General features: G+C 67.8%; 12 protein-coding genes and 1 pseudogene. 5 read left to right on the forward strand and 8 right to left on the reverse strand.

Going from position 1 to position 23,867, the window contains the following annotated elements:
* Positions 1 to 220: 220 nt before the first annotated feature.
* On the forward strand, positions 221 to 1,075 hold the full coding sequence (locus ACY34I_RS21090; RefSeq protein WP_462756707.1) for a DUF4253 domain-containing protein: 855 nt from the start codon (positions 221 to 223) through the stop codon (positions 1,073 to 1,075).
* Positions 1,076 to 1,164: 89 nt separating this feature from the next.
* Here ACY34I_RS21090 and ACY34I_RS21095 read toward each other — a convergent pair whose 3' ends face one another.
* The 7 genes and pseudogenes from ACY34I_RS21095 to ACY34I_RS21125 form a co-directional block, all read right to left on the reverse strand.
* A complete protein-coding gene (locus ACY34I_RS21095; RefSeq protein WP_462756708.1) occupies positions 1,165 to 2,169 on the reverse strand; it encodes a hypothetical protein in 1,005 nt (334 codons plus the stop codon).
* A 192-nt stretch (positions 2,170 to 2,361) separates the two neighbouring features.
* On the reverse strand, positions 2,362 to 3,042 hold the full coding sequence (locus ACY34I_RS21100; RefSeq protein WP_462756709.1) for a hypothetical protein: 681 nt from the start codon (positions 3,040 to 3,042) through the stop codon (positions 2,362 to 2,364).
* Between the two features lie 105 nt (positions 3,043 to 3,147).
* A complete protein-coding gene (locus ACY34I_RS21105) occupies positions 3,148 to 4,326 on the reverse strand; it encodes an SMI1/KNR4 family protein (protein WP_462756710.1) in 1,179 nt (392 codons plus the stop codon).
* A gap of 39 nt (positions 4,327 to 4,365) precedes the next feature.
* On the reverse strand, positions 4,366 to 6,453 hold the full coding sequence (locus ACY34I_RS21110; RefSeq protein ID WP_462756711.1) for an AfsR/SARP family transcriptional regulator: 2,088 nt from the start codon (positions 6,451 to 6,453) through the stop codon (positions 4,366 to 4,368).
* A 1-nt stretch (position 6,454) separates the two neighbouring features.
* Positions 6,455 to 8,266 carry an Hsp70 family protein gene (locus tag ACY34I_RS21115; RefSeq protein ID WP_462756712.1) on the reverse strand — a complete coding sequence of 604 codons (1,812 nt, stop codon included), beginning with the start codon at positions 8,264 to 8,266 and terminating at the stop codon, positions 6,455 to 6,457.
* Between the two features lie 376 nt (positions 8,267 to 8,642).
* Positions 8,643 to 8,987, reverse strand: a complete 345-nt coding sequence (locus tag ACY34I_RS21120; protein WP_462756714.1) for a hypothetical protein — start codon at positions 8,985 to 8,987, stop codon at positions 8,643 to 8,645.
* Positions 8,988 to 9,141: 154 nt separating this feature from the next.
* Positions 9,142 to 9,777, reverse strand: a pseudogene (locus ACY34I_RS21125) (hypothetical protein); the annotation flags it as partial.
* Between the two features lie 844 nt (positions 9,778 to 10,621).
* On the opposite strand from ACY34I_RS21125, the gene ACY34I_RS21130 reads away from it, so the two are divergent.
* The 3 genes from ACY34I_RS21130 (at position 10,622) to ACY34I_RS21140 (ending at position 22,299) form a co-directional block, all read left to right on the forward strand.
* Positions 10,622 to 13,423 carry a LamG domain-containing protein gene (locus ACY34I_RS21130; RefSeq protein ID WP_462756715.1) on the forward strand — a complete coding sequence of 934 codons (2,802 nt, stop codon included), beginning with the start codon at positions 10,622 to 10,624 and terminating at the stop codon, positions 13,421 to 13,423.
* A 148-nt stretch (positions 13,424 to 13,571) separates the two neighbouring features.
* The gene (locus ACY34I_RS21135) at positions 13,572 to 19,949 is read left to right on the forward strand and encodes an RHS repeat domain-containing protein (protein ID WP_462756716.1); all 6,378 of its coding nucleotides are present in this window, start codon (positions 13,572 to 13,574) and stop codon (positions 19,947 to 19,949) included.
* A 1,057-nt stretch (positions 19,950 to 21,006) separates the two neighbouring features.
* A complete protein-coding gene (locus ACY34I_RS21140; RefSeq protein ID WP_462756717.1) occupies positions 21,007 to 22,299 on the forward strand; it encodes a low temperature requirement protein A in 1,293 nt (430 codons plus the stop codon).
* A gap of 186 nt (positions 22,300 to 22,485) precedes the next feature.
* Here the strand turns inward: ACY34I_RS21140 and ACY34I_RS21145 are convergent, their stop codons facing one another.
* A complete protein-coding gene (locus tag ACY34I_RS21145; RefSeq protein ID WP_462756718.1) occupies positions 22,486 to 22,935 on the reverse strand; it encodes a nuclear transport factor 2 family protein in 450 nt (149 codons plus the stop codon).
* A 238-nt stretch (positions 22,936 to 23,173) separates the two neighbouring features.
* Here ACY34I_RS21145 and ACY34I_RS21150 point away from each other — a divergent pair, with 238 nt between their 5' ends.
* Positions 23,174 to 23,380, forward strand: coding sequence for a hypothetical protein (locus tag ACY34I_RS21150; RefSeq protein ID WP_462756719.1), 207 nt, complete (start codon positions 23,174 to 23,176; stop codon positions 23,378 to 23,380).
* Positions 23,381 to 23,867: the final 487 nt, after the last annotated feature.

Below are 23,867 nucleotides of genomic sequence, written 5' to 3' on the forward strand. Positions count from 1 at the left end.
GGCTCCGCGCCTTATGAAACACGCGCTAGATGTGCACGCTGCAGTCAGTCGTCCGTCGGCTGGTTGGTGTGTCGTAGGATCATCGAGCTTCACGGGTCACGGATCCGGTCAAGGTGGGAGCGATCCGGTCACGGCGAGCAATCTCTCGATCGGACCTGGGCGGCGCTGCATGCACCCATCTCTACGCGGCGTCGGGTCGATGATCGGAGACACTTTCACCGTGCGAAACGACCTCGACCAGATCGAAGCGGCTTTCGTCGGCACGCCACTGGCCGGCCTGCCGATCGGGCACGGCCCGTCAGGCACCGTCCTCGTCACCGACGTCGACCCCAATCGCCTGCAGGAGACCTGGCAAGCTGCCGACGCACTGGTGCCGGTCATCGGACGTCGGCCCGTCATGGTCACCGACGACTTCGACGACACGCTGAGGATCCGGCCCGAGCCCGAGCCGGGTCCGTCGGAGTCGGAGCTGCGCGCGTTCGCCGAGGCCGCGGAGTCTTCCGAACCCTGGCTGGCCTACCGCCACTACAGCGAGGACGACGAGGTCGACGAGGGTGAGGTCGAGTACTATGCCCGTGGCATCGCCGGCGTCGACCTGACGGCCCTGGTGTCGGATGTGGCGCTGCCGACTCCGCGCCCGGCGCTGGAGCGGGCGCTGTACGACCGGCTGCTCGCCGACGCCGACCTGCACGCCCGGGTGCTTAGCAGCGTGCGTTTCATGACGCAGACCGACTACTGGTACACGCCTAACAGCGTCCTGCTCATGCTGCTGCCCACCAGTGACGTCCGCAGCTCGGGGTACTGGGTGGACTTCTACGGTGCGCTCACACGGGAGTACCAGCAGACGCTCGCCGAGGTGCTGGCGCAGTGGCGTCACCGATGGGACGCCCGCCTGGTCGCGTCGTGGGGCACCATGCTGCAGTTCCAGGTGGGTCGTCGCCCGGAGCCGGGTGACGAGGCGTGGACCGCGGCCGGCCAGCTCAAGGCGCTCGCCCCGAACCTCGACCTGAGCCGGTGGGAGGTCGCCGTCGCCTTGCCCGCCGGTGACGCGTGGTTCGTGCACAACCGACCCTGACAACTCGCGCGCGGAGCCTCCGTCAAGGTCTATCACGTTGGCTAGCGCTCGGTCGGCGGCAGATCAGGATGCCTGATCTTGAGCGGCCGTCACGCGGCGAGCCGGCGGCAGGCACGTTGGCTGCGTGGTAGTCCGGCTTTTGTGAACACGTATCCGCAGCTGCCGTTCTTCGGATCCCAGAGCTGGTCGTTGGCGACCAGAGCCCGAAGCAGCGCACGCTGAGCGTCGGTCAAGGGCCGGCCTTCGCAATACGGCTCGGCGAAAGCGAAGCCCACCAAGGCGCCCCAGCCGGTGTCGAAGCCGGTCCAACTGTCCCGCCTGGCCACCTGGCAAGCGGCCGTGGCGATCACGTCGAAGTGCGGGGCTGCGCGGATCGCCGCTGCGACGATTTCCGACTGATGCAGGCCGGCGGGCGTCGGCTCCGCCAAAGCAGCCAGGATCAGTTCCTGGCTGCGCGGATCATCCTCATGGGCCAGCGCGGCACGGAGGCGGACGGCCGGGTCCGGGTCGAAAAGCAGGCTGCGGAGGTTCACGCCGAGAAGGCCGAGGCAGTACACCCACGGGGCCTTTGGCCCGGGATCCCGATCCGCCAGCGCCTGGACGAGGACCGCGACTTCCTCCCGCCTATCCGCCAGGATCGTCTGCTGGGTGAGCGCCACGAGTTGCTGCGCGTGGAACAGGACTCGGTCTGGCGGACAAGACTCCAGCAGCCCACGCACCACCGGGAATGCCGCCGCCGTGGCGTCGGCGAGGTCAGGCAGTTCCTCGGCGAAGTCCCCATCGCCGGCCAACGCTGTCACACTTACGGCTGCGTCACCCAGAAACTCCAGCAGCGGTTCAACCGTGTCAGGGTGCGCCCGTCCCGCGGCGAGCAGCGCCGTCACGGCCCGAACCGCCGGCGCGGTCGCTGTGTCGGGAAAACCTTGGTGCAGCACGGCGATGTTGAGGTGGTCCACCGCCGCCTCGCGAGCCTCGGCATCCCCGAACTCCAAGTCGTGCAGATGCACCGGCGTGTCGGTCGCCCGGCCGTAGGCGTGCCTCAGCTGCCACCACCCAACCGCCATCATGATTCTCCGCTTCAGCCAGGCAGACACCGATGATCGCAGAGCCCGACTCAACCACCTTCGGGCGGCCGACACGCGCTCATCGGCAGATCCGGAAGCCGTGACGCGCGGGCATCCGTCGAACAGCCCGTACAGACCGCGGCGCCCACAGGCGGCCCGCACGGTCGGCAGCCAGATCCGGATCTTTGGCGGGCCGCCGTAGCTGTGGGCATCGTGGTCTGTTCATCGGGGTTGGGTGTCGTCATGCAAACTGGCCGCTCGCCGCCAGCGGGTGACTTCGGCTTCGTGTGAACCGGTAGCGGTCGCGGCCGCGACGGCCGCCGGATCCGCTCGGCCGGTCAGTAGGGTTAGGGGCCAGGTCGGCACGCCCTCCTCGCGGTCGTAAGCGGTCCAGGTCCATGGGCCGTCGAAGTGCCATGCACGACCGTCGGCGTCGGCAACGTCGTCGCCGGCCTCGAGGAAGGCGTACGGCCTGAAGACCAGTTCGAGCGTGAACGGAACTCCGCCGCCGGGCTCGATGCTTGTGCCTTGGAATTCCGATGCCGCGTCTGGAGCCTCACCGGCGTGCAAGACAACCAGGCTCAGGCTTGGGCGGGGCAGCCAGCCCGTCTCTTGCGGCGGGTCGTACTCGTGGACCTCGATGATGTGGACGATCCGCGCCGGGATACCGACCTGGCAGGTATCGCCGGGTGCGAGGTGGGGTGCGGGCGGGCCGGTTGCGTACAACTCGTCCGGATCGGCGCGGGCCAGGGCCACCTCGCCGTTCCAGCGCACGCCCTCGGCGTCCGGGTCGATCTCCCACCAGGGCCAGCGGACGCTGACGTACGCCTCGTTGACTCTGGTGACGACCGTTGGCGTGAATGGACAGGAGATACGCAGCACGTCCCCGACGCGGTAGACCATGCGCGGCAGGTTAGCGCGCGGCACGACGGGCAGGGCCGGTCGTGGAGGGCGCCAGTGATCGGTAGCCGGCGGGGATCCGATCTGGGCAGACGTGACAGTGGACGTTCACCGGTACGCCGTGTCGGTCCAGGGTTGGAAGTCGGCGAACTCCAGCGGATCGTCGAGCGGATCGAGACGGGGGAACTCGCGGGCGGCTGGTTGGCCGCGCAGCCAGCTGAGCAGGAGGTCGGTGAGCGTACACGGCAGCGGCGGGCCTTGCTCGTGATGGCGGGGATCGACGATGAGTGGCCAACGGTCGGGGTCGCCGTCGGTCAGCCAGCCGAGGCTGTCGCCGTCGATGGAGTCCGCGAACGGCAGGAACCCGCCGGGTTCCGGCCAGATCGGCAGCGGATGGAATTCGGGGAACTCGTCTCGCAGGTCCCGATACCACCCGAGCCGCTCCCGCGCATAGTCGGCGAGGGTTGCGCCTGAGCGCAGCGGTGTGGGGAACCGCAGCCAGTTCGACCAGATGCCGGCACCGTAGAGGCCCATGAGGGCGACGTACTCGGTCGGCAGGCGGGTGCCGAGCTCGGCGAACAGGCCGTCCCATCTGCCGTCGCCGAGGCAGGGCGCCTCGGGTGGGGGCACGAGGAGGCGCAGTGTGTCCAGTCCGCTGCCTGCGGTGAGTGCCTTGCGTTGCACCTGCTCAGGCACCAGGCGCGGTTTGGGTACCGGTGGAGCCCAGGCGTGGGCGTCGGGTAGGAAGGCGGTCCGGCGTGCGCTCGCCGGCAGTGGGCCCAGGCGGCCACCGCCGGGCAGGTCCAGGCCGGTGTGTACCAGCGTGGTCAGCGTGTCCAGCAGCGGCACCCCAAAGTTCCGCCATGGATTGACGCCAGCATGCACCGCGTCGGCGTGGAATATCACCACGGGCCACTCGTCTGGGTTGTCGGAGGCGGAGGTGTCCCACAGAAGCAGGTCTGATCGTCGGGTCGTGCCCCAGGCGAGGAGGCCGCCGGCGGCCGGGTGGAACGCGGGCGGCTCGTGCGGCGGGACCAGCCGGGAAGAGATCCGGGCCCATCGGTGGTTTTTGCGGAGCCAGGTGCCGTAGTCGAACCGATCCGCTTGGACGCAGGGGACGTGGAGCCAGACGTACTCGCCGATGTCCAGCGGCCCGTAGGCCGACGCGATTGCCTTGTAGTCGGCGGGCAGCCGCAGGCCGAGCCACGACTCCACCACCGTCCAGTCGATGGGGATCGGCGGGCGCTGCGGCGGGCCGAACTGGTCAGCGAAGGGTGAGCTGTCCACAGCCAGGGATCATGCCAGGCCCCGCCGACGCAGCGTGGGTCAGCGGTGCGGCACCGCGGCGCTGCTGAGCCGTGCGGCCGTGTCGCCGATTTCGTCGCTGGGGTCGATGCCGGCTTCGGTGAGGCGGCGGAGGTAGGCGTGGTGTATTTCGGCGACGGCGTCGTGGTCGCCGAGGGCGGCGAGGATGTTCATCGCCCGTACGTGTAGGTCGGCGTTGTAGGGGTCGACGCGGATGCCGTGCTGCAGCACGGCCAGGGCGTGGTGCGGGTCGTGTGCGGTGGCGGCGAGGGCGACGTGGGCGTCGATGACATGCCGGCGGGTGGCTTCGCGGATCGGGTCCGCCCAGGGCCACGCGCGGCCGGCGGCGAGGTCGCCGTGGTAGGCGTCGATGACCGCCTGCCAGGCGATCGTGGTGTTGGTGACGGCGGTGGCGGCGTGCTGGACCGCAACGTGGAAGCGCCACAGGTCCACGTCCAGGTGGTCGGGGTTGAGGCGGTAGCGGTCATCGGTGTGGTCGACGATGCTCAGCCCGGACGCGGCTCTGACGGTTCCGCGTAGGTCGCTGAGCGTCGTGTAGAGCCGGCCGGTGAGCGAGTGCCGGGGCAGGCCCGGCCAGAGGGCGTCGACCAGTTGCCGGCTGTCCGCCCCGTCAGGGTGAGCGGCGAGGAACACCAGGGCCTGCATGGCCGCGGTACGGCGGATGGCCAACGGCTCACCATCGACGGCCAGGATCGGCTCTCCCAGGATCCGCAGCTCCAGTCGATGCCCCAGGGTGTCGACCTGCGGGCGCGGGTAGTGTCGGGCCGTCTGGCGTGGCACCCGCCGCCCGGACACCCGCACGGCGTGCGGGGAGGTAATCGGCGGATCGGGGTCGGTGTGGGCGATCACGGTGAGCAGGTCGGTTGCCGCCATCGCGTCGAGGACGCACAACCGCGGCCCGGCCCACCCGGGTCGGCGGCGGTCGTGGGTGTGACCCGCGGCGTCAACCTGCCAGGTCACGCCGGCCGGCCATCCGCTCAACGCCACGACGGTCGCGCCGGCGGCTGACACGGCGGCCAACCGCTCGACGACGGCGCCTGATGGTGGTTCGTCGATGATCACAACGACGGCAGCGGCCGGCGGATCCTCGGGCCACTGCGGCTCGTCCCCACGGCAGTCATGGCCGATTGTCCGAGACTCCGCAGCCCGCATCGCCTCGTCGACGCCGTCCGCGACCGCTAGCCGTGGCAGGCGTTGCCGCAGCTCGTCGGCGGCGGTGCCGAGCAGCCTGGCCAGGGCGGCGCGGGTGACGACAAGCGACACCGCGGGATGCCGGCGCCCGGCCAGCAGGGCGGTGACCAGCAGGCCCCTCGCTGCAGCCATAGCGCCCGGGCCGGTGAGCCCCACCCCTGCGGTGGGAAGACCGGAGACGAGGGCCGGCATCGCACCGGACGATCCGTCGCCGGCAGGGGCCAGGTCGGCTGGCTGCGGTGTCGGGGGGTGGTCGGCGAGGGCGGCTTGCACGACAGTGGCAGTCGCGGGCAGCGGGCCCAGGTCCGCGTCCTCGCGCCCGGGGCCGCCGGGTCGGCGGGGCCGGTAGGCGAGGCGGCGGCGTAGCCAGACAAGGGCTCCGGCCGCGGCGATCTGGTCAGCGACCTCGCGGGGCAGCCATCCGCCGGACACCACCACCCCGTCATCACGCACGGCGCCGTCGTATGCCTCCGGGTGGGGGGTGTCGCCTGGGTGGTCGAGCGTGCCGGCGGCGACCGGGAGAGCAGGTGCCAGCGGGGTGGTGGTCGCCGTGTTGGCGGTGACGGTGAACACCGCCGCTCCGGCCATTCCGCTTGCCGTTGCCTGCAGCGGTGTGGGCAGCGGCATACGGCGAAGCCACGCGGCGCCGGTCCGGAGGCGGGTCAGGGCCCTGACGGTGACCGTGTAGGCCAGCACCAGCCACACGAGCCACGCCCCGACGGTCAACGCCGCCACCAAGGTCTGCTCAGTCAGGGGCTGCTCCACCCATGCCCGCACCTGCTGCCCGTCCGGCCACCCGTCCACGGGCGGGCCGACAACGAAGAGCAACACCATCGGCGGGCCGATCAGGAGCAGGAGGACGAACAGCAGCGACACAATCTGCCGCGGCCACCGCACCTCACCCACCCCCACCCGGCGGCACAGCACCACCCCGCATCACCGCTGCGGGCTGGCCGGCGGGCGTGGGCGGGGCGGGGCGGACGACGCGGGTCCACAACCGGGACGCCCACCACACCGCCACCGCGATGGCGTAGAAGACACCGAGAACGCCGGAGGCCCGCCAACTGACGATCGCCGCGGCGATCACCGCCAGCGGCGCGGCGAGGATCAGCCGGAACACCAACGGTGCCACCAGCGCCATGACCACGCCCACGCCGAGCAGCAGGCCACCGACGCGGCCGGCGATGTCGATCCACAGCACCATGTGCGGCCACCGGTCGGCGGTCAGCGAGTACTGGATCAGCAACATCCCAGTCGCGGCGGTGATCACCGAACCGGCCGGCACCGCCAGCAGCGCCGACCAGCCACCGTGCGGCACCCGCCACTGCCGGGCGGCGACCACTGCCATGGCCACCGCCATCACCACGATCGGCGTGATCGGCCACAACGCCCAGCGCAGGAACCCACTCACCGGCAGCCCGAAGTACTGGCTGGCGACCACCGCGTACAGGCCGGCGATCGCGACCCCGAGGGACACCGCGGCGAGGATCCCGACACTGACCTTCCCACCCTCGGACCTGATATCCGCGGTGGGGCTGCGGGCGGCGATCAGGGAACCGAGGACGGTGCCCGCCGCCAGGCACGCCAGGAGGGCGAACACGGCCGCCATGGCCAGCTCACCCCAGTTCAAGATCACCCAGTAGTGCAGGCCCGGCAGCGTTCGGCTGCCATTGTGGTAGTCCGCGGTGAGGAAGTACTGCCAGATCAGGGCAAGGGACGCCAGTCCCGGCACCGCGATAGCCACCGCCCGCCGTACCGGCGGCACCGGCACCTCCACATGGCTGCCGGTGCCGGGACTCGCGGCGCCGGCGTCCGCCGCGCCCAACGCGGCGGCGAGCGCCCGTTCCGTCACCACCGTCGCGGCGACACCCGTCCGCTCGGCGATCAGCTTGTCCAGTTGTGGCAACTGTGCGCTGCCGCCAACGCAGAAGATCCCGGCCAGATCAGCGGGGCTGATCTCAGCGGCGGCGATTGCCTCGCCGGTCAGCTGCGCGACGCGCTCCACGACAGGGCGGGCGGCCTCCTCCAGCATGCCGCTGTTGACGATCACCGGCGGCCGGTCGGGAAGCGGCATCGTCACCGCCGGGTGCTGCGACAGAGCCTCCTTCGCGGTCTGGACACTGGCCGTCACCGCCCACCAGCCCCCACCATCTGTCGACGTGTGGTCGCCTGTGAGGGAGGCGGCGAGAGCGCGGTCAACTGTGCCGCCGCCGGCGGCCGGATCCGCGAGGGTCGCGAGAACCTCGAAACCGGCAGGCCCGCGGCGCAGAACGGTGACCTCGGCACCCGCACCCACATCGCATACGACGATGAATGACCCCACCGGGGGTTGTAGACCGGTGGCGATGAGATGTTCGGCCACCGCCACCGGGGCCTCCACCAGACGAGGTTGCGCAAGACCAGCCCGGTGAGCGACCTGCCGCATCCACGTCCGCCGCCGCGGCCCCCAGCCCGCCGGCACCACCAGGCGCACATCCCGAACCGGGCCGCCAGCCATCCGCTCCGCCTCACCGGCGACCCGGCGCAGCGTCGCGGCCATCGCCTCCACCGCATCGACCTGGGCGCCGTCGACGGTGAGCTGGTCATCGGCCGGGCGACGCGGATTCGGAATGAACCGGCCCGGCTGGTCCGCGGCCGCCTGCCACGCCCGCCGCCCCGTCCACACCTCCCCGTCCGCAGACAGGTAGACACCGGTGGGCAGGTGCGGCATCCCGTCGAAGGACAGCGGAGACCACCTGCCATCAGGCCAGGCCAGAACGGCACCAGTGCTAGCCGTGCCGCAGTCGATCGCCAGCCGTGCCTCCCCCGCCCGCATGCATATAGTCAAACATGAGGATCACATTCACGTCACCCTTGAATTACCCACAGCAAGCATGACCGGTGGCGGAACCCACCCGTCCCGTCGCCAGTGGCAGCAGATCAAATCGCCGCATCGATGGGACCGACGCTGCTTCGCGCAGTGAGCGACAACCCGCCAACACGACCCGCACGAGCGTGTGCGGCCCGTTAGCTGACGTCGATCACGGCGCACCCGCGCGCGACCCGCCTACGGTCTGGTGCAGACCGTCGGTGCTGCGCTCGGCGGCTCACCTACCGAACCGCCATTGGGTGTCTTCGAGGTAGCCGGCATGCTGGGCCTCCTCCCACTCCCGCATGCTCGGATACCGGTCACCGCAGTACCGCCGCCGCACATGCTCGACAAACTGGGCCCGTTCGGCATCGCCCGCCAGCCACAGCCCACGATCACCGGTCCCCGCCCGCAACACCACACCACCGTCGGGCTCGATTGTCATGACGATCTCATCATTGCGCGGCTCACCCGCGAGTGCGGCCAGGTACGCGAAGTAGATGTAGCGGTAGTCGAACTCGTCGTGGCGATCGTGCACCCAGTCAAGCCACTGGTCCACCTGCCCTAAGGTCCACCGATCCATGCGTTCCTCCCCAGGTCGTCACTTAGATCAACGATCGCTCCCGCACGCCACAGACCCCAAGACCCATGGCGGGGACGACAGAAACCTTCGCGTGCCGGCGCTTGCGTTGGAACTCCAGGGCGTCCTCGAGCCCAAGGCACCAGGGGCTCCAGCAAGAGCTCACGCGGTTCAGCATGCTCTGCAGGGCGGACTTCTCTGACGGCTGCAGGCTCAGCCCCCAGCTGTATTTCACGGTGATTCACATCTTGCTGTAGGTGCACCGGTAGGACGACAGCGGCGGCTGCCAGGTCGACGGGTCCTGGTCGCCCTTGGCCTGGTTGACGTTGTCGGTGACGGCGATCGGCTGCGGGTGGCTGAGGTCGTTGGCGCCGGACCGCCATGCCTCGGCGAGGGGCACGACGTGGTCGATGTCGACGTCGGAGGCGGCGTACCAGGTCGCATCGTCGTACGGGCTGTACCAGCGGCCCGACACTGCGGCGCAGCTGCTGTCGGTCACGACGGACGTGCCGTCCCGCTTGAGGACCGTCTCCCGGGTGTTGCAGGTCCCGCTGATTGGGATCCAGTGCGGGGACAAGTCGCGGGAGTACCCGCTGATCGAGCCTTCGGTCTTGACGGTCAGGGCGTTGAGTTGCGACTGCGCGGTCGCCTTGGACGGAATTCCCGGGGGCGTGGCCAGGGCCGTCTGGGCGTTCACCGCAACCGGACCGATACTGGCCGTGACGAGCGCAGCTGCTACGGCTACCTGTCGCCGCCAAGTTGAAGTTCGGGTGGGGAGTCGGCTTGCTCGCATCAGGGCCTCCGAAGGTCGTGTGGACAGCGGCCATTTCCAACGGGCATCTCCATCGACAGCCGTGTTTGTGAAGAGGTGGAGAACCATCGCAAAGATTTGCCTCCATGCGCCGCAACCGGACTTACCGCCGACGAGGGTCCCTTCCTTGAGGGCGGGCTGCCGCGTCAAGAATCCGGCACCTTCGCGGACGTCCTGAGCTCCTCGAAACCGCCGAGGCGGCAGCAGCATGCCGCCCGCAGCCACTCCAAACCTCCCCATGGCTCGCGGTTGGAGACCAATCGATCGCCGAGTTCTCGCGCTCATCGCAAGCCAACTCGGCCTCAGTAGCCGCGCTTGGACGTTTAAGCCCTCGGCCGTCTGTGCGACGCACCGCCGTCGTCTCATCGACCACCACATGCCAGCCGGTTGATCAAGTCTGGCAGCTCAGCGCAAGGCGGATGCGGGCCACGGGTTGGAGCGACTGCCCCGGGATGGCCTGGTGCGCGAGGCTTGAACGTGACCGCCGCTTCGCTGCTGCGGCTTGACCTCCGACATGTGCGTCAACCACCTCTCACGCCGAAGCTGTCACACATGTCTATGACCCACATCACATCACGTGATGCTCGAAGGATGTGCGGTGCGTTGCGGCGCGGTGACCAGGAGTTCGGTCCTGCTCGGATGTCCACTGTCGACTGTGTCGGGGCCCTCGGCCGGTCGTCGCGTCCTGGGTGAGGCCTTCACGGCCGATCTTGGGTCTACCGCACCTGCGTTGATTGATCTACGTTCTCGCTACCTATCGATCTACGGGGGCGTCAAGGTGATGAGAAGGTCCGCACGGCAGGGAATGTGGGGCCGCCCTGCGGGCGTGCATGCACTCGTCGTAACGCTGGTGGCGACCGCCGCCTCAGCGGTGGCGGCGCCGCCGTCCGCGGCCGCCGCGGAGGATTGTTCAGTTTCGGTGGTGGCTGACGCGCAGGCCGCTAAGCGGGTCGCGGCTAGCTGCGGCAAGACCGTGGAGGTGCTGAGCGAGCGGTCGGAGACGACGCAGGTGTTCGTCGACGCCTCCGGCGTGGGCAGGTTGGAGTCGTCGGTGGTGCCGCAGCGGGTGCACCGCCAGAATGGCAGCTGGGCCGACATCGACACCACCCTGCAACCTGTGGGCAGTGGCTTCGCGCCGATCGCTTCCACGGCTGACATCATCTTCTCCGCTGGCGGCACCGGGCCATTGGTGACGTGGCGTGAAGCCGGATCAACCTTCGAGTTGAGCTGGCCGGGTGTGCTGCCGGCACCGCGTGTCGAGGGTGACACCGCGATCTACGACAGTGTCCTGCCGGATGTGAACCTGCACGTCATCGCGGGCAGGGCGGGCTTCCGTCACGTGCTGGAGGTGCTCACGCCCGAGGCTGCCGCGAATCCGGCGTTGCACGAAATTCGCTACGGACTCGGCGGAGACATGCGGGTGACGCGTACCGCAGAGGGTGGGCTGGACCTCGCCAGCGCGGACGCTGAGCCGCTACTGCAGGCGTCGCCAGCCGTCATGTGGGACTCGTCGATCTCTGCCGACGCGATTCAGCCCGCCGCGGCCACTGAACCAGCGGCACGCACTGCGGATAGTGCCGATGCCAGCGGCTCCCCAGATTCCGCGGATCTGATCTCTACAGCGAAGGGGCCGAGTGAGCTGGCCTCCTCCGCTGCAGTTGCGGTGGCGGTCTCCGCGGGCGATCTGGTGTTGACGCCGGACTCGGACATGCTCACCTCGCCAGCGTCGGCGTTTCCGTTGTTCATCGACCCGGCCTTCAGCAGGCAGAGTTCGAAGTGGGCCTACGCGACGAGCAACGGGGAGAACAACGACACCACGGCGGCCCGTGTTGGCCTGAACCCAGAGACGGGTGCGTTGTACCGGTCGTACTTCAGCTTCGATACGTCGGCGATGAGCAATACCACGGTGCTGACGGCGGAGATTCAGATGAAGCTGGATCACTCGTACTCGTGTGACTCGACGTATGTGTATTTGTATCGAACGGCCAGTTGGTCGACGGCCAGTGGCGACCGGATGGGTTGGACCGCACGCCCGTTGGGATCAGCAGCTGTCTACCTGGATGCGTGGGCGGGACACGCTAACGAGGCAGGCGGGTGCGGGTCGATCCAGCCGGACGCGGACGCGGTGTTCGAGGGCGCGACGCTGCTCAGTGACCTGCAGGCGCAGGTGAATAACACGAGCTCATACTGGGTGGGCTTGTGTGCCTGTTACACCGGTGATCAGTACGAGTCGGACCAGCAGCGGTGGAAGAGGTTTTACACCGACAAGACCTACCTGGTGGCGACCTTCGACGTGAAGCCGGTGCCGCCGGTGGGTCTGTCGTTCACGACCACCTTGGACTGCTACAAGCAGTGCTCGTCCCCGGCGGTGGTCCGCAATTTGACACCAACCCTGCGGGCGCAGGTACAGGACCCCTACGGCGGCGCACTGCAGACAGCATTCGAGATTCGGACGGCGGCGGACCTGTCAGCGCCGATCGTGGTGAGCAGCACGGCAATGCCTCGGTCGTTCGTCACGACGGTCGGCAACGCGACCGGCATCGCCACATCACAGGTGCCGGCGGGAAAGTTGACGGCGAACACCACCTACTACTGGCACGCCACCACTGCGGACGAGGCCGGCCTGTGGAGCGGCTGGGGTCCTTGGTACAGCTTTACCATCGACACCACCCCACCCACTCTCTATAGCGTGTCCTCGACGCAGTATCCGTCGAAGGCATGGGGTGCCACGGTGGGCACGGCGGGCCGCTTTACGTTGGTTGCCTCCGGCGCGAGCGAGTACACGTGGGACGTCGATGGCGGTAGCGCGACCACGACAGCCGCAGCGGACCCGCCAATGATGACGTACGCCAATTACACGCCTGCCACCGACATGGTCCACACCATGCACGTGAAGGCCAAGGACACGGCCGGAAACACGAGCAACACCTACGACTACCAGTTCTGGGTCTCGCCCGTTCCGAACGCCTACTCGCTGTGGACCTTCGACGAGTCCGACCCGGTGAAGACTGCGGCAGATAGGGGCAGCGGATTCAGTACCTCGAATCCGGGCACTCTCGGCGGCACCGCGCATTTCGTGGCCGGCAAGCTGAACAACGCCGTGCACCTGTCCGGTGCGACCGGGGACGGGGTAACGACAAGCGGGCCTGTGCTGGACACCACGAAAAGCTTCACGGTAATGGCGTGGGCACGGCCGTCCGATCTCGCAGGCGGGTCTATCCAGACATTCCTTCACCAGGACGGCGTCTCGATGTCGAATTTCCAGTTGCAGTATCGCCAAGACGCCAACGGCGCGCGGGGTGGCTGGTGCTTCACCATGGCCAGCGAAGACACCCCTGGCGCGACGAAGGTAATCGCCTGCGCCGGGCAGAACGTGGGCAAGCCGACCAACAACGAGTGGGTGCACGTGGCCGGCCGCTACGACCAGGCCACCGGCAAGATGCGCGTCTACGTGATGGGTGACCCGCAGTCCTGCGCAGGCGAAGTCGCCGAAGCCACGGCACCCACGAAGTGGTCGGCCACCAGGCCATTCGTTATCGGGCACACCTGGCGCGGCGACATCGACGACGCACGCGCCTACCAGCGAGTCTTGTCGGACTCCGAAATCTGCCAGCAGGCATCGCAATGACACAACAGCCGCCGCAGCCGGGGACAGCGCCCCGGCTGCGGCGGCAACGCCGGCCTGACGACCGGCGGTGCACGAGACGGGTGATGCCCACCCGGTACCTGGACTTCGCAACACACCGGCAACGCCGGCCAAGTCTTCGTCTGTACGCATGGGGAGCGTCGTGGTGAGTGGAACAGCTTCCGGCCGCAGCCGGGTCAGTGTCTTTCATCATCGAGTATGGCGGTCAGCGCTGCTGGCCGGCGGTCTGTCGGTCGTGCTGACAGCGACCGCGCTGGGCCAGCAGGTGCAGCGAGCGGAAGCGGCACCGAACTGGACGCCGCCCAAGCCAAAAGAGGCCGCCGGGGTGCTGGTGCGTGACGCCAAGCCCGGCACCAGCCGCTCCTACCACGCCTCCTCCAGCGTGATGACCGGCACCAAGAAGATCGCGTGGCCTGCGGGCACCAGCACTGCCGATCTCGCCCAGGTGATCGCTGCCGGCGCCACCGCCCAAAGCACGCGGGCGGGCCTGACCGGGCCCGTACGGGCACGTGCCGGAACGCTTCCCGTCACCATCTCGGCGCCGTCCGGTGGCAGTGCCAGGTCTGCCGCCGATGCGATCGACTCCGTGAAGGTGACGGTGCACGACCGGGCCGCGACGGCGAAGGCCGGGGTGCGGGGCCTGCTCATGTCGGTCAGCCGCGCCGACGGCAAGGCCAGCGCCGCGCGAACCGGACTGCAGGTGGACTATGCCGGGTTCGCGGACGCCTTCGGTGGTGACTGGGGCTCCCGGCTGCGACTGGTGGCTCTCCCGGCCTGTGCGCTGACCACCCCGCAGGTGCCGTCCTGCCAGAAGCGCACCCCCTTGGCAACGGTCAACGACACCCCCGACAGCCTCCTGTCCACGGACATCTCCCTCGCTGGCAGCACCCCCATGCTGCTGGCGGCCGAGGCCGCGGCGTCCGGGGACAGCGGTGACTACACTGCGACCAGCCTGTCGCCGGCCGGGCAGTGGCAGGTGTCGACCCAGACCGGTGACTTCTCCTGGTCCTACCCGCTGCGTGTGCCGCCCTCGCTCGGCGGTCCCGCCCCCGACATCAGCTTCGCCTACTCCTCGGGCAGCATCGACGGGAAGACCGCCCTGACCAACAACCAGGGCTCCTGGATCGGTGACGGCTGGGACTCCTGGCCCGGCTTTATCGAACGCAAGTACCAGTCCTGCGCCGATGACAACCCGGATCACAAGACCGGTGACCAGTGCTGGTTCAGCGACAACGCCACCCTCTCGCTCAACGGTCACGCCGGGGAGCTGATCAAGGACGGGTCGGTGTGGCGGCTGCGCAACGACGACGGCACCAAGATCGAGAAGCTGACCAGCTCGGTGCGGGACAACGGCGACAACGACAACGAGTACTGGAAGGTCACCACCACCGACGGAGTCCAGTACTACTTCGGCTACCACAAGCTGCCCGGCTGGACTAGCGGCAACCCGGTCACCGACTCGGTGTGGACCGTGCCGGTCTTCGGCAACAACTCCGGCGAGCCCTGCTACGACTCGACGTTCTCCAACGCCTACTGCACTCAGGCGTGGCGGTGGAACCTCGACTACGTCGTGGACCCGAACTCCAACAGCATGGCCTACTTCTACGGCAAGGAAACCGGCGCCTACGCCCGCGACAACGACCCCGCCAAGCGCACCACCTACGACCGCGGCGGCTACCTGCAGCGCATCGAGTACGGCATGCGCCAGGACGCCGAATACACCCAGGCCGCACCGCTGCGGCTCGTCTTCACCACCGCCGAACGATGCCTGGCCAGCTGCTGGACCGGCGCGGCGTGGACCTCAGATCCGGTGACTGCGAACTGGTTCGACACCCCGTGGGACCAGTTCTGCAAGGCCGGCGATCAGTGCACCGAACAGGGCTCTCCGACCTTCTGGACGGCCCGCCGGTTGACGAAGGTCACCGCGCAGACCCGCAACGGCACCTCCACCTACGCTGATGTGGAGTCGTGGTCGCTGCGGCAGGAGTTCATCAACGCCGGCACCGGCGAGTCCACCCCGATGTGGCTGCGCGGCATCACCCGCACCGGCCACGTCACCACCGCCGGCGGCACGGCCGTCTCCGACCCGGAAATCACTTTCGACACCGGCTCTCAGCCGCTGCCCAACCGCGTCGACGGCCCCGCCGACTCGCGATCGTCCCTAAACCGTTGGCGGATCAAGGCCGTGCACACCGAATCCGGCGGAGACATCATCATCAGCTACTCCGGGCCGGACTGCACCAGCTCCACCTTGCCCTCGCCGGCGAGCAACACGAAGCGGTGCATGCCCTCCTTCTACGCTCCCGGGGGCCAAGAGCTGAGCGAGGATTGGTTCCACAAGTATGTCGTCACCCGCATTGACCTCGACGACACCGTCACCGACCAGCCCACCGAGGTCACGCAGTACGACTACGACACCCCGGCCTGGGCGTACAACACGGACGAGCTGACCAAGGACAAGTACCGCACCTGGAGCGCTTGGCGCGGCTACGGCAAGGTCACCGTCCGCCACGGCGACCCCGCCGGGCAGCAAACCGCCGTCGAGCACCGATACCTGCGTGGCCTCGACGGCGACAAGGCCGCCAGCGGCGTCAAGGACGTCTGGGTCGCCGACTCCTGGGGCGGCACCATCGAAGACCACGAAGCCCTGCAGGGTTTCGAGCTGCAAACCATCACCTACAACGGGTCCGGCGGCGCCGAGGTGTCCTCCACCCGCAACGACCCGTGGATCAACGGGCCGACCGCCACCCGCAGCCGTAACGGCATCACCGCCCGGGCCTGGATGACCAACACCGACATCGCTCGCACCCGCACCGCCCTCGCCGCAGGTGGCTACCGCTACACCAAGACCATCACCAACTTTGATCCCGACGGTGGCCTGCCCATCACCGTCGAAGACCAGGGCGATGAATCCATCACCACCGACGACACCTGCACCCGCACCACCTACGCCCGCAACGACAGCATCTGGATGATCGACAGGGCCTCCCAAACCGAAACCCTGTCAGTGCGGTGCGCTGGCGCCCCAACCCCGGCCGATCCGGCCACGGTGCTGAACCGGTCCCGGGCGTTCTACGACACCTACGTCGACGACACGTCCTTCGGGAAGGCACCCACCGACGGCAACGTCGTCCGCACAGAGGAACTCGAAAAGTTCAACGGCAGCACCCCCGTCTACACCCGCACCGCCACCACTACTTACGACGCGTACGGCCGGGTCAAGTCGGTTACTGATCCGCGGGGCTACACGACCACCACGGACTACACGACCGCCAACGGCGGCCTGATCACCCAGACTGCGGTGACCAATGCGAAGGGCCACACGGTCAAAACGCTGATCGAGCCAGCGTGGGGGTCCCCGACGAAGGCCACCGACGCCAACAACGCCGTCACCGACCTCACCTACGACGGGCTCGGCCGGCTCACCAACACCTGGATCCCCGGCCGCGACAGGGCCACCCAGACACCGAGCATGAAGTTCACCTACCAGGTGCGCAAGAGCGGCGGACCGTCCGCGGTCACCACAGAAACCCTGCTGCCGACCGGGACGGCATACCGGAAATCGGTGAACCTCTACGACGGGTTCCTGCGCCTGCGGCAGAACCAACTCCAAGCCACCGGCGGCGGACGAACCATCACCGAATCCCTGACCAACAGCCTCGGCGCCACCGCCTGGACCTCCGCCCCCTACTACGACGAGACCAACGCCGCCGCTGACGACAAGGCCCTGGCACAACCGCAGGGTCAAATCCCCTCCATCACCCAATACGCCTACGACGGCGCAGGACGACAGACCGCGCAGATCCTGCTCGCCAACGGTGCGGAAAAGTGGCGCACCACCACCACCTACGGCGGCGACCGCGTCCACACCACCCCACCGCTCGGCGGCACCGCCACCACCACCATCACCGACGCCCAAGGCCGCACCGTCACTCTGCGGCAGTACAAGAACCGCGCCGACGTCGGCAGTGACGACACCACCAAGTTCGACAAGACCACCTACACGCACACCCTGCTCGGACAGCTCAAGACCGTCACCGACGTCACCGGCGCAAACGTCTGGTCCTACAGCTACGACCTACGCGGCCGCCAAACCCAATCTGTCGACCCGGACAAGGGCACCACCGATACCACCTACGACGCCGCCGGCAACGTCGAAACCACCACCAGCCCCCTCGGCAGCGGCACCGCCACCGTCGGCTACATCTACGACGAGCTCGGCCGCAAGACCGCCATGCGCGACAACAGCACCACCGGTCCTCTCCGCGCCCAGTGGGTGTACGACACGTTGCCCAACGGGAAGGGCAAGCTCACCTCCACCGTCCGCTGGGTCAGCGGCAACCTATACATCTCCCGGGTCGACGCCTACGACACGTACGGCCGGCCCACCTCCAACTCCATCGTGCTGCCGACCACCGAGTCGAACCTGTGCGCGGCCGCCAGCCCCAACACGTGCACCTACACCACCACGACCAGCTACCGGGCCAACGGCCAGCCCTACCAGGTCACCATGCCCGCGGCCGCCGACCTCCCCTCCGAGAAGCTCACCATCGGCTACACCGACGTCGGTGACCCGGGCAGCTTGCTGTCGGCATCCCAGATCTACGTCGACACCGCCACCTACGACAAGCTCGGCCAGCTCACCCAACGCCTCCTCGGCCAATACGGCTCACGGGTCGCCATCACCTCGAACATTGACGAACCCACCCGCAGACTTACCAGCACCAATATCGTCCCCGAACTCAAAGCCGAAGCAGCCAACTACAACTACGCCTACGACCCTGCCGGCAACATCACCGAAATCCACGACACCCCCAAGAGCGGCGTCGCCGACCACCAGTGCTACACCGTGGACTACCTGCGCCGCATGACCGAAGCCTGGACCCCGGAAACCGGCAGCTGCACCACGAAGCCGGCCGCCTGGACCCAGATTGACGGCTCCGCGTACCCGTACTGGCACACCTGGACCCTCAACCCGGACGGCAACCGCAAAACCGAACTCCGCCACGGTGCCACGAACACCACCTACACCTACACCTACCCTGCGGCGGGCGCAGCCAGGCCGCATGCCGCCACGAACGTGACCGCCAGCGGTGGTGCCACCTGGTCCCGCAACTACACCTACGACAACGCTGGCAACACCAAAACCCGACCCACCAACACCGGCGCCACCCAAACCCTCACCTGGGACCGCGAAGGAAAGGTTCTCAGCTCCACCGACTCCGCCACCACCAGCTACATCTACGACGCCGACGGCAACCGACTCATCCGCACCGATCCCACCGGCAAAACCCTCTACCTCCCCGGCGGCACCGAAGTCCGCTACACCACCAGCACCACCGCCAAGACCGCCACCCGCTACTACACCCACGCCGGCCAACCCATCGCCATTCGGACCGCAGCTAGCCTCAGCTGGATCACCAGCGACCACCACGGCACCGCCGAACTCACCATCAACGCCACCACCCTCGCCATCGCCAAACGCCGTATGCTCCCCTACGGTGAACAACGCGGCACCACCACGGGCACCTGGGCCACCGGTATGGACAAGGGCTTCGTCGGCGGAACCCAAGACCCCACTGGCCTCACGCACCTCGGCGCCCGCGAGTACGATCCCTTCATCGGACGATTCCTCAGCATCGACCCTGTCATGGATATGGCTGACCCCCAACAATGGAACGGTTACACGTATTCGAACAGCAACACGGCCACATTCAGTGATCCCAGTGGCCTCATCGACACCGACTGCCTAACCGTCGCGAGCTGCCCGGACTATCAGGTCGGAAACGAGGAGGGCAACCGCGAGAACAAGGCCCAAAACCCGACGTGCTGGCCCCGGTGCTCTGGCTCTAGGGATCTGACCAAGCCGCGCCACCTGACGCGCCCAGCGCCGAACAAACTGCATTGCTATAACTGCAATACGACCCTCTGGGAGCCAAATCCTATTCTGTTTCCCGTGCCGGCTGATCCTCGGCAGTGTCTGGGTCCCACGGTCGCTTTGGGTTGCCCCGTCAGTGGTGGATACCGAAACGACTGCGGCCAACTGCTGCCTGACTTCAACTCTGCCACGGCGCCGTGTCACAACTCGGCTCCAGAACCTGAGTCGATAGACGAACCTTTTGGAACGATCAATATCTGCCTCGGTGTCGGGGCCATCATGGGGGGCGCCGCCTCGTTGGAGGGATGCCTGGAATTCGACGACGTTGGCTGGGGACTCGGTGGCGGGTACAAGCTCGGTGCGGGGCCGAGTGCCGGCGCTGATGTCACGCTCGGAGTCAACTACTCGAATCAGCGAATTGGGCAGAAGGGTGGCTGCAATCCGTATGCCCAAGTCGCGGCCGGTGAGGGCCTCGTGGGTTCCATAAGCGGGGAGAGTGACTTCAAGGGGAACTACCAGGGCGGAGCCGCATTAGGCGTCGGTGCGGAGTTCACGCCTGTGCCACCCTTCGCTTACGCGGTTAGTGGCGGTATGTCATGCTCGGACGCATTCTACCTTTACCACTACTAATAAGGGGTGACCTGCAGTGAATCATCGAGCGGCACAATCAGAGATCCGACAGAGCGGGAGGTGGCGGGCCGCTGTTCTCGGACTCCGAATCGGATTGCTGACCCTTCCGCTCCTGGTCGCGTTGATGCTGCTCGTGCGACTGGGAGGGGAAGAGGTGATCGAACCGCTCGTCCTCGTGCTCCTTCCGCTCGCTGTCATGTCAATCCTTGTGGGATGGGTGGGTACCCTGCTCCTCGTTCGCAGCACCAGCCGTTATACAGGGGCGAGTACGGGACGTGTCGATCCTGCTCGTGCCTGGGAGCTAGTGCAGGCGGTGATGTCCGACCTCTTCAACCTCCGCAAGTGGTAGGGGATTAGGGGCTCGCCTTCAAGGCGATGACATCGCCGTGTATCTCCCTACGACGTGCACTTTCCATGGAATTTCTAGGCGAGGACCTCTTGGGCATGTGGCGCTGCCGAATTCTCCACCGTGCCCCGGAGGTCCTCGGGCACAGACTCTCGCCTCCTGCAGATCCGGTAGGCCGTGTCACCTACCTGATGGCCGATCAGAAGATTGCGAGACACCGTCACACCCCCAGGCCACCCGCCGTGACGGTCGAAGCGGGCTTTATGCCCAACGTGCTGATCTACGGCTGACGAGCACAGCGTTTGTCGGTTCCGACCGGCGCACCCCAGGCAGGCTCCAGGGGAGATGCAGGTCGTCAGCCTGCGAACGCGGATCGAGCAGCGTCTTAGGAAACCGTTGCTCTATCCCCTGAGCTACGAGGGCGCGAGCGCTCAGTCTAGCGACCTGCCCGTCGAGCCGGGATGTCAGGGAGTGGCCCGCGTTGACCTGCGTCGTCCCGCTCGGCCGGGCCTGGGCAATGACCACAGCTGGCCCACCCGAGGCGCCTACGGCCCGGCTGTCAGGTCCGGATGGTCACCTCACCCGACCACTCCCACCAGCGCAGGCCCGGTCAACAAGCCAGCCGAAGCTTGAGTCGCATTGGGGGACAAATCTCGATATTTTTCGCGGCTCGCTTGCCAGACTGGCCGTGTGCCGAGGCAGGTAGATCCGATGCGACCGGACCGGATGCCGCGAGGGGTGTGGCGGGTACGGGAAGGCACCCGCGTCTCCACCACCGAACTCATCTTCGACCTCGTCTTCGTCTTCGCGTTCATTCAGGTCACGACGCTGATGGCCAACAACTTCACCGGCCGAGGTGTGGTCCGCGGGGTGCTCGTGCTGGCCGTGCTGTGGTCTGCCTGGTCGGTGTCTGCCTGGCTCACCACCCGGGTGCGAGCCGACTTCGGCGTGGTGCGGGTCGGCTTTCTCACGGTGATGGCGGTGTTGTTCCTGCTCGCGGTGACTGCCGCCGAGGCGTTCACCGACCTTCCCGGCGGCCTGAACGGGCCGCCGGTGTTCGCCGTGTGCTATCTCATCGTGCGCTCGCTGCTGCTGGCGTTGCGCTGGTACTGCCTGCCAACGACGCGCGGCCTGCAGATGGCGGTGCTCGGGGCGTCGATGCTGGCCGGGCCTGGTCTCATTCTGGCCGCCGCGTTCGTACCGCAGTGGATCTTCGACCGCGCCGAGCAGATCAACCTGGCCCAGATCGGGCTGTGGGTGCTCGCCGTCGTGATCGACTACCTGATCGGAATCGGTCTGCCACTACCGCAACGCCGAATCTTCTCCGCCTCCCATTGGGCCGAGCGGCACTCACTGATCATCATCATCGCCCTCGGCGAGTCGGTCATCTCGGTCGGTCTGGCCGGCTCCCGCCTGCCCGCGTCCTGGCCGCTGTTGTTGTCCTCCCTGCTCGGCGTCGCTCTCGCCGCGGCCCTTGCCTGGATCTACTTCGACGTCGTGGCTCTCGCCGGTGAGCAGTCCCTGCAACACTGCCCGCCCGAGCAGCGGCCCAAGCTCGCCCGCGACGCCTACACCTACCTGCACCTGCCGATGATCGTCGGCATCATCATCCTCGCCCTTGGGCTGAAGAAGGAGCTGGGCTACGGGTCACCCGAGAGCTACCGCCCGGAAACGGCGCTGCCCGGCGTCGCCCTCTACGCCCTCTACGGTGGCGTTGTGCTCTTCCTGCTCGCCCAGGTCGGCTTCCAATTGCGAGTGGCGCGCCTGGTGACCACGATCATCTGGCCTCGCGTCTCCGCCGCGGCGTTGCTCGTCGGGCTGACCCTGATCGTCAGACGGATGCCGGCGCTGGACGTACTGGCCATCCTCGCCGCGATCTGCCTCACGGTGATCATCGTCGAGGTCGCGGTTGCGGGTGGGCAGCGCCGCCGGCTACGCGAGGTCGCCCTCCTGGAGGTGCCGGAGGCCACCCGACAGCAGCTTGCCGGGCCGAGCACGTCCTGACAGCGCCAGCATCTGCTCGATCGCCCCAGCCGGGTGGGCGCGCCCCGATCAAGCAACGGCGACAGCACTGGGCCAGGGCGGGAGGCGCCCGCGATGAACGGGCTGTGCCACGATCGGCCTTCGTGCCCGCACGGTCGCGCCTCCCGTCTTCACCGCCCCTTGGTGCGTGCCAGCACGGCACGACGGTCAGCGGTCGGCCTGGCTGGGCGGCGAGCCCGCCAGCGGTGTGCTGTCCTCGTACCGGACCTCGTAGACGCGCTCGGCGAACTTCCAGCCGTCGCCGGTGCGCTGGTAGCGGTCGTGGTAGATGGCGTAGTTCAGCCCTTGGCGGCCGTCGCGGGTGCGCCCGAGCTCCGACATGTACGCGCGGCCGGATGCGGTGTCGCCGTCAAGAGCGATCGTGCCCGGGTGTGTGTTCTGCACCAGGAAGTCAACGAAATCCGGTACCCGCTCGCCCCAGGCGCGGATCTCCGCCTGGCCGATGAGCTCGGCCGGGATGTTGGGCATCCGCAGCGCGCCGTCCGGGGTGAACAGCGACGCGAGGCGGTCGTAGTCGCGCATCATCACCGCGTCGGTGAACTCTCCGCGCAGCGCCTCGATCTCGACGCGATCCGCGATGGTCTGAAAGTCACTCATTGGTTTCTCCTTTGTCACATCGAACAGGTCACGGCTGCACGGACCGGCTTGTTGGTCGAGCCATGCCAGCAGCGGCGGTCAGACGGCGCGCCGGGTCAGCCGGTGAAGGACTCGGGGCCGAAACGGCCCCATGCGAGGAAGGCGGCCAGGGCGAGATAGACCAGGTCGGGCACTCTCGCCACGGCGGAGGCGCACGGCCGCCGCGCCGACGAACAGCAACGCCACACAGGTAGCGGTCATGGGCACCAGGACCGGCGCGATGTCGAGTACGGAACTGCTCGGCGGTCGCGCGGCCGATCCCCTTGTTCGCTCCCGTGATCAGCGCGATCTTCCGGTGTGTGGTGTGCGCATCCATACCAGCCTCCCGCTCGTGGAGTTTCGCCGCGTGCATCGTTCGCGCGGCCTCCTGTCGAACATGGAGATGCCGGCGACCCGATCCGTGTGACAGCGCGGTCATGTGGCGCGCGCCACCGATCGCGGGGCGTCAGCTCGTCGTGTTGACCGACAGGGCGGCCCGGCCTCGTGCCAGCCGCTTTCCTTCTCGCGCTTCGTTGAGTATCGATTCGTCGGTGTGTCGGCGGGTGTCCGTGCGGCCACAAAGGCAGAATTGAGGCCTTGGCGTAAGGATGAGGTGTTCCGCTCGGAGGTGTCCGTTGTCGTGGTGTCGAGGCCGACTGGCTCGGTGGACGCTGCACGGGGCATTCCTGGTTGGCGGCGCGTTTGTCATGTGGGGCGTGCACGAAGCGGTGGTGGAGGACGCGGCTCATGCTGTCGAGCCGGCCCAGCCTTGCTCGCTCGGTCAGCTGCTCGACGCCGGCGGATCGATTCTCGGCGGTCCCGTGATCACGACGCCTTCCGCCGCACCCGCTGGTTCGCCCACCGACGGTCAACCAGCCCTCGCCGGCGCTGAGGTGACGGTTGCGAACCTGGGC

It is taken from the genome of Micromonospora sp. RTBAU3-60, from assembly GCF_054963695.1.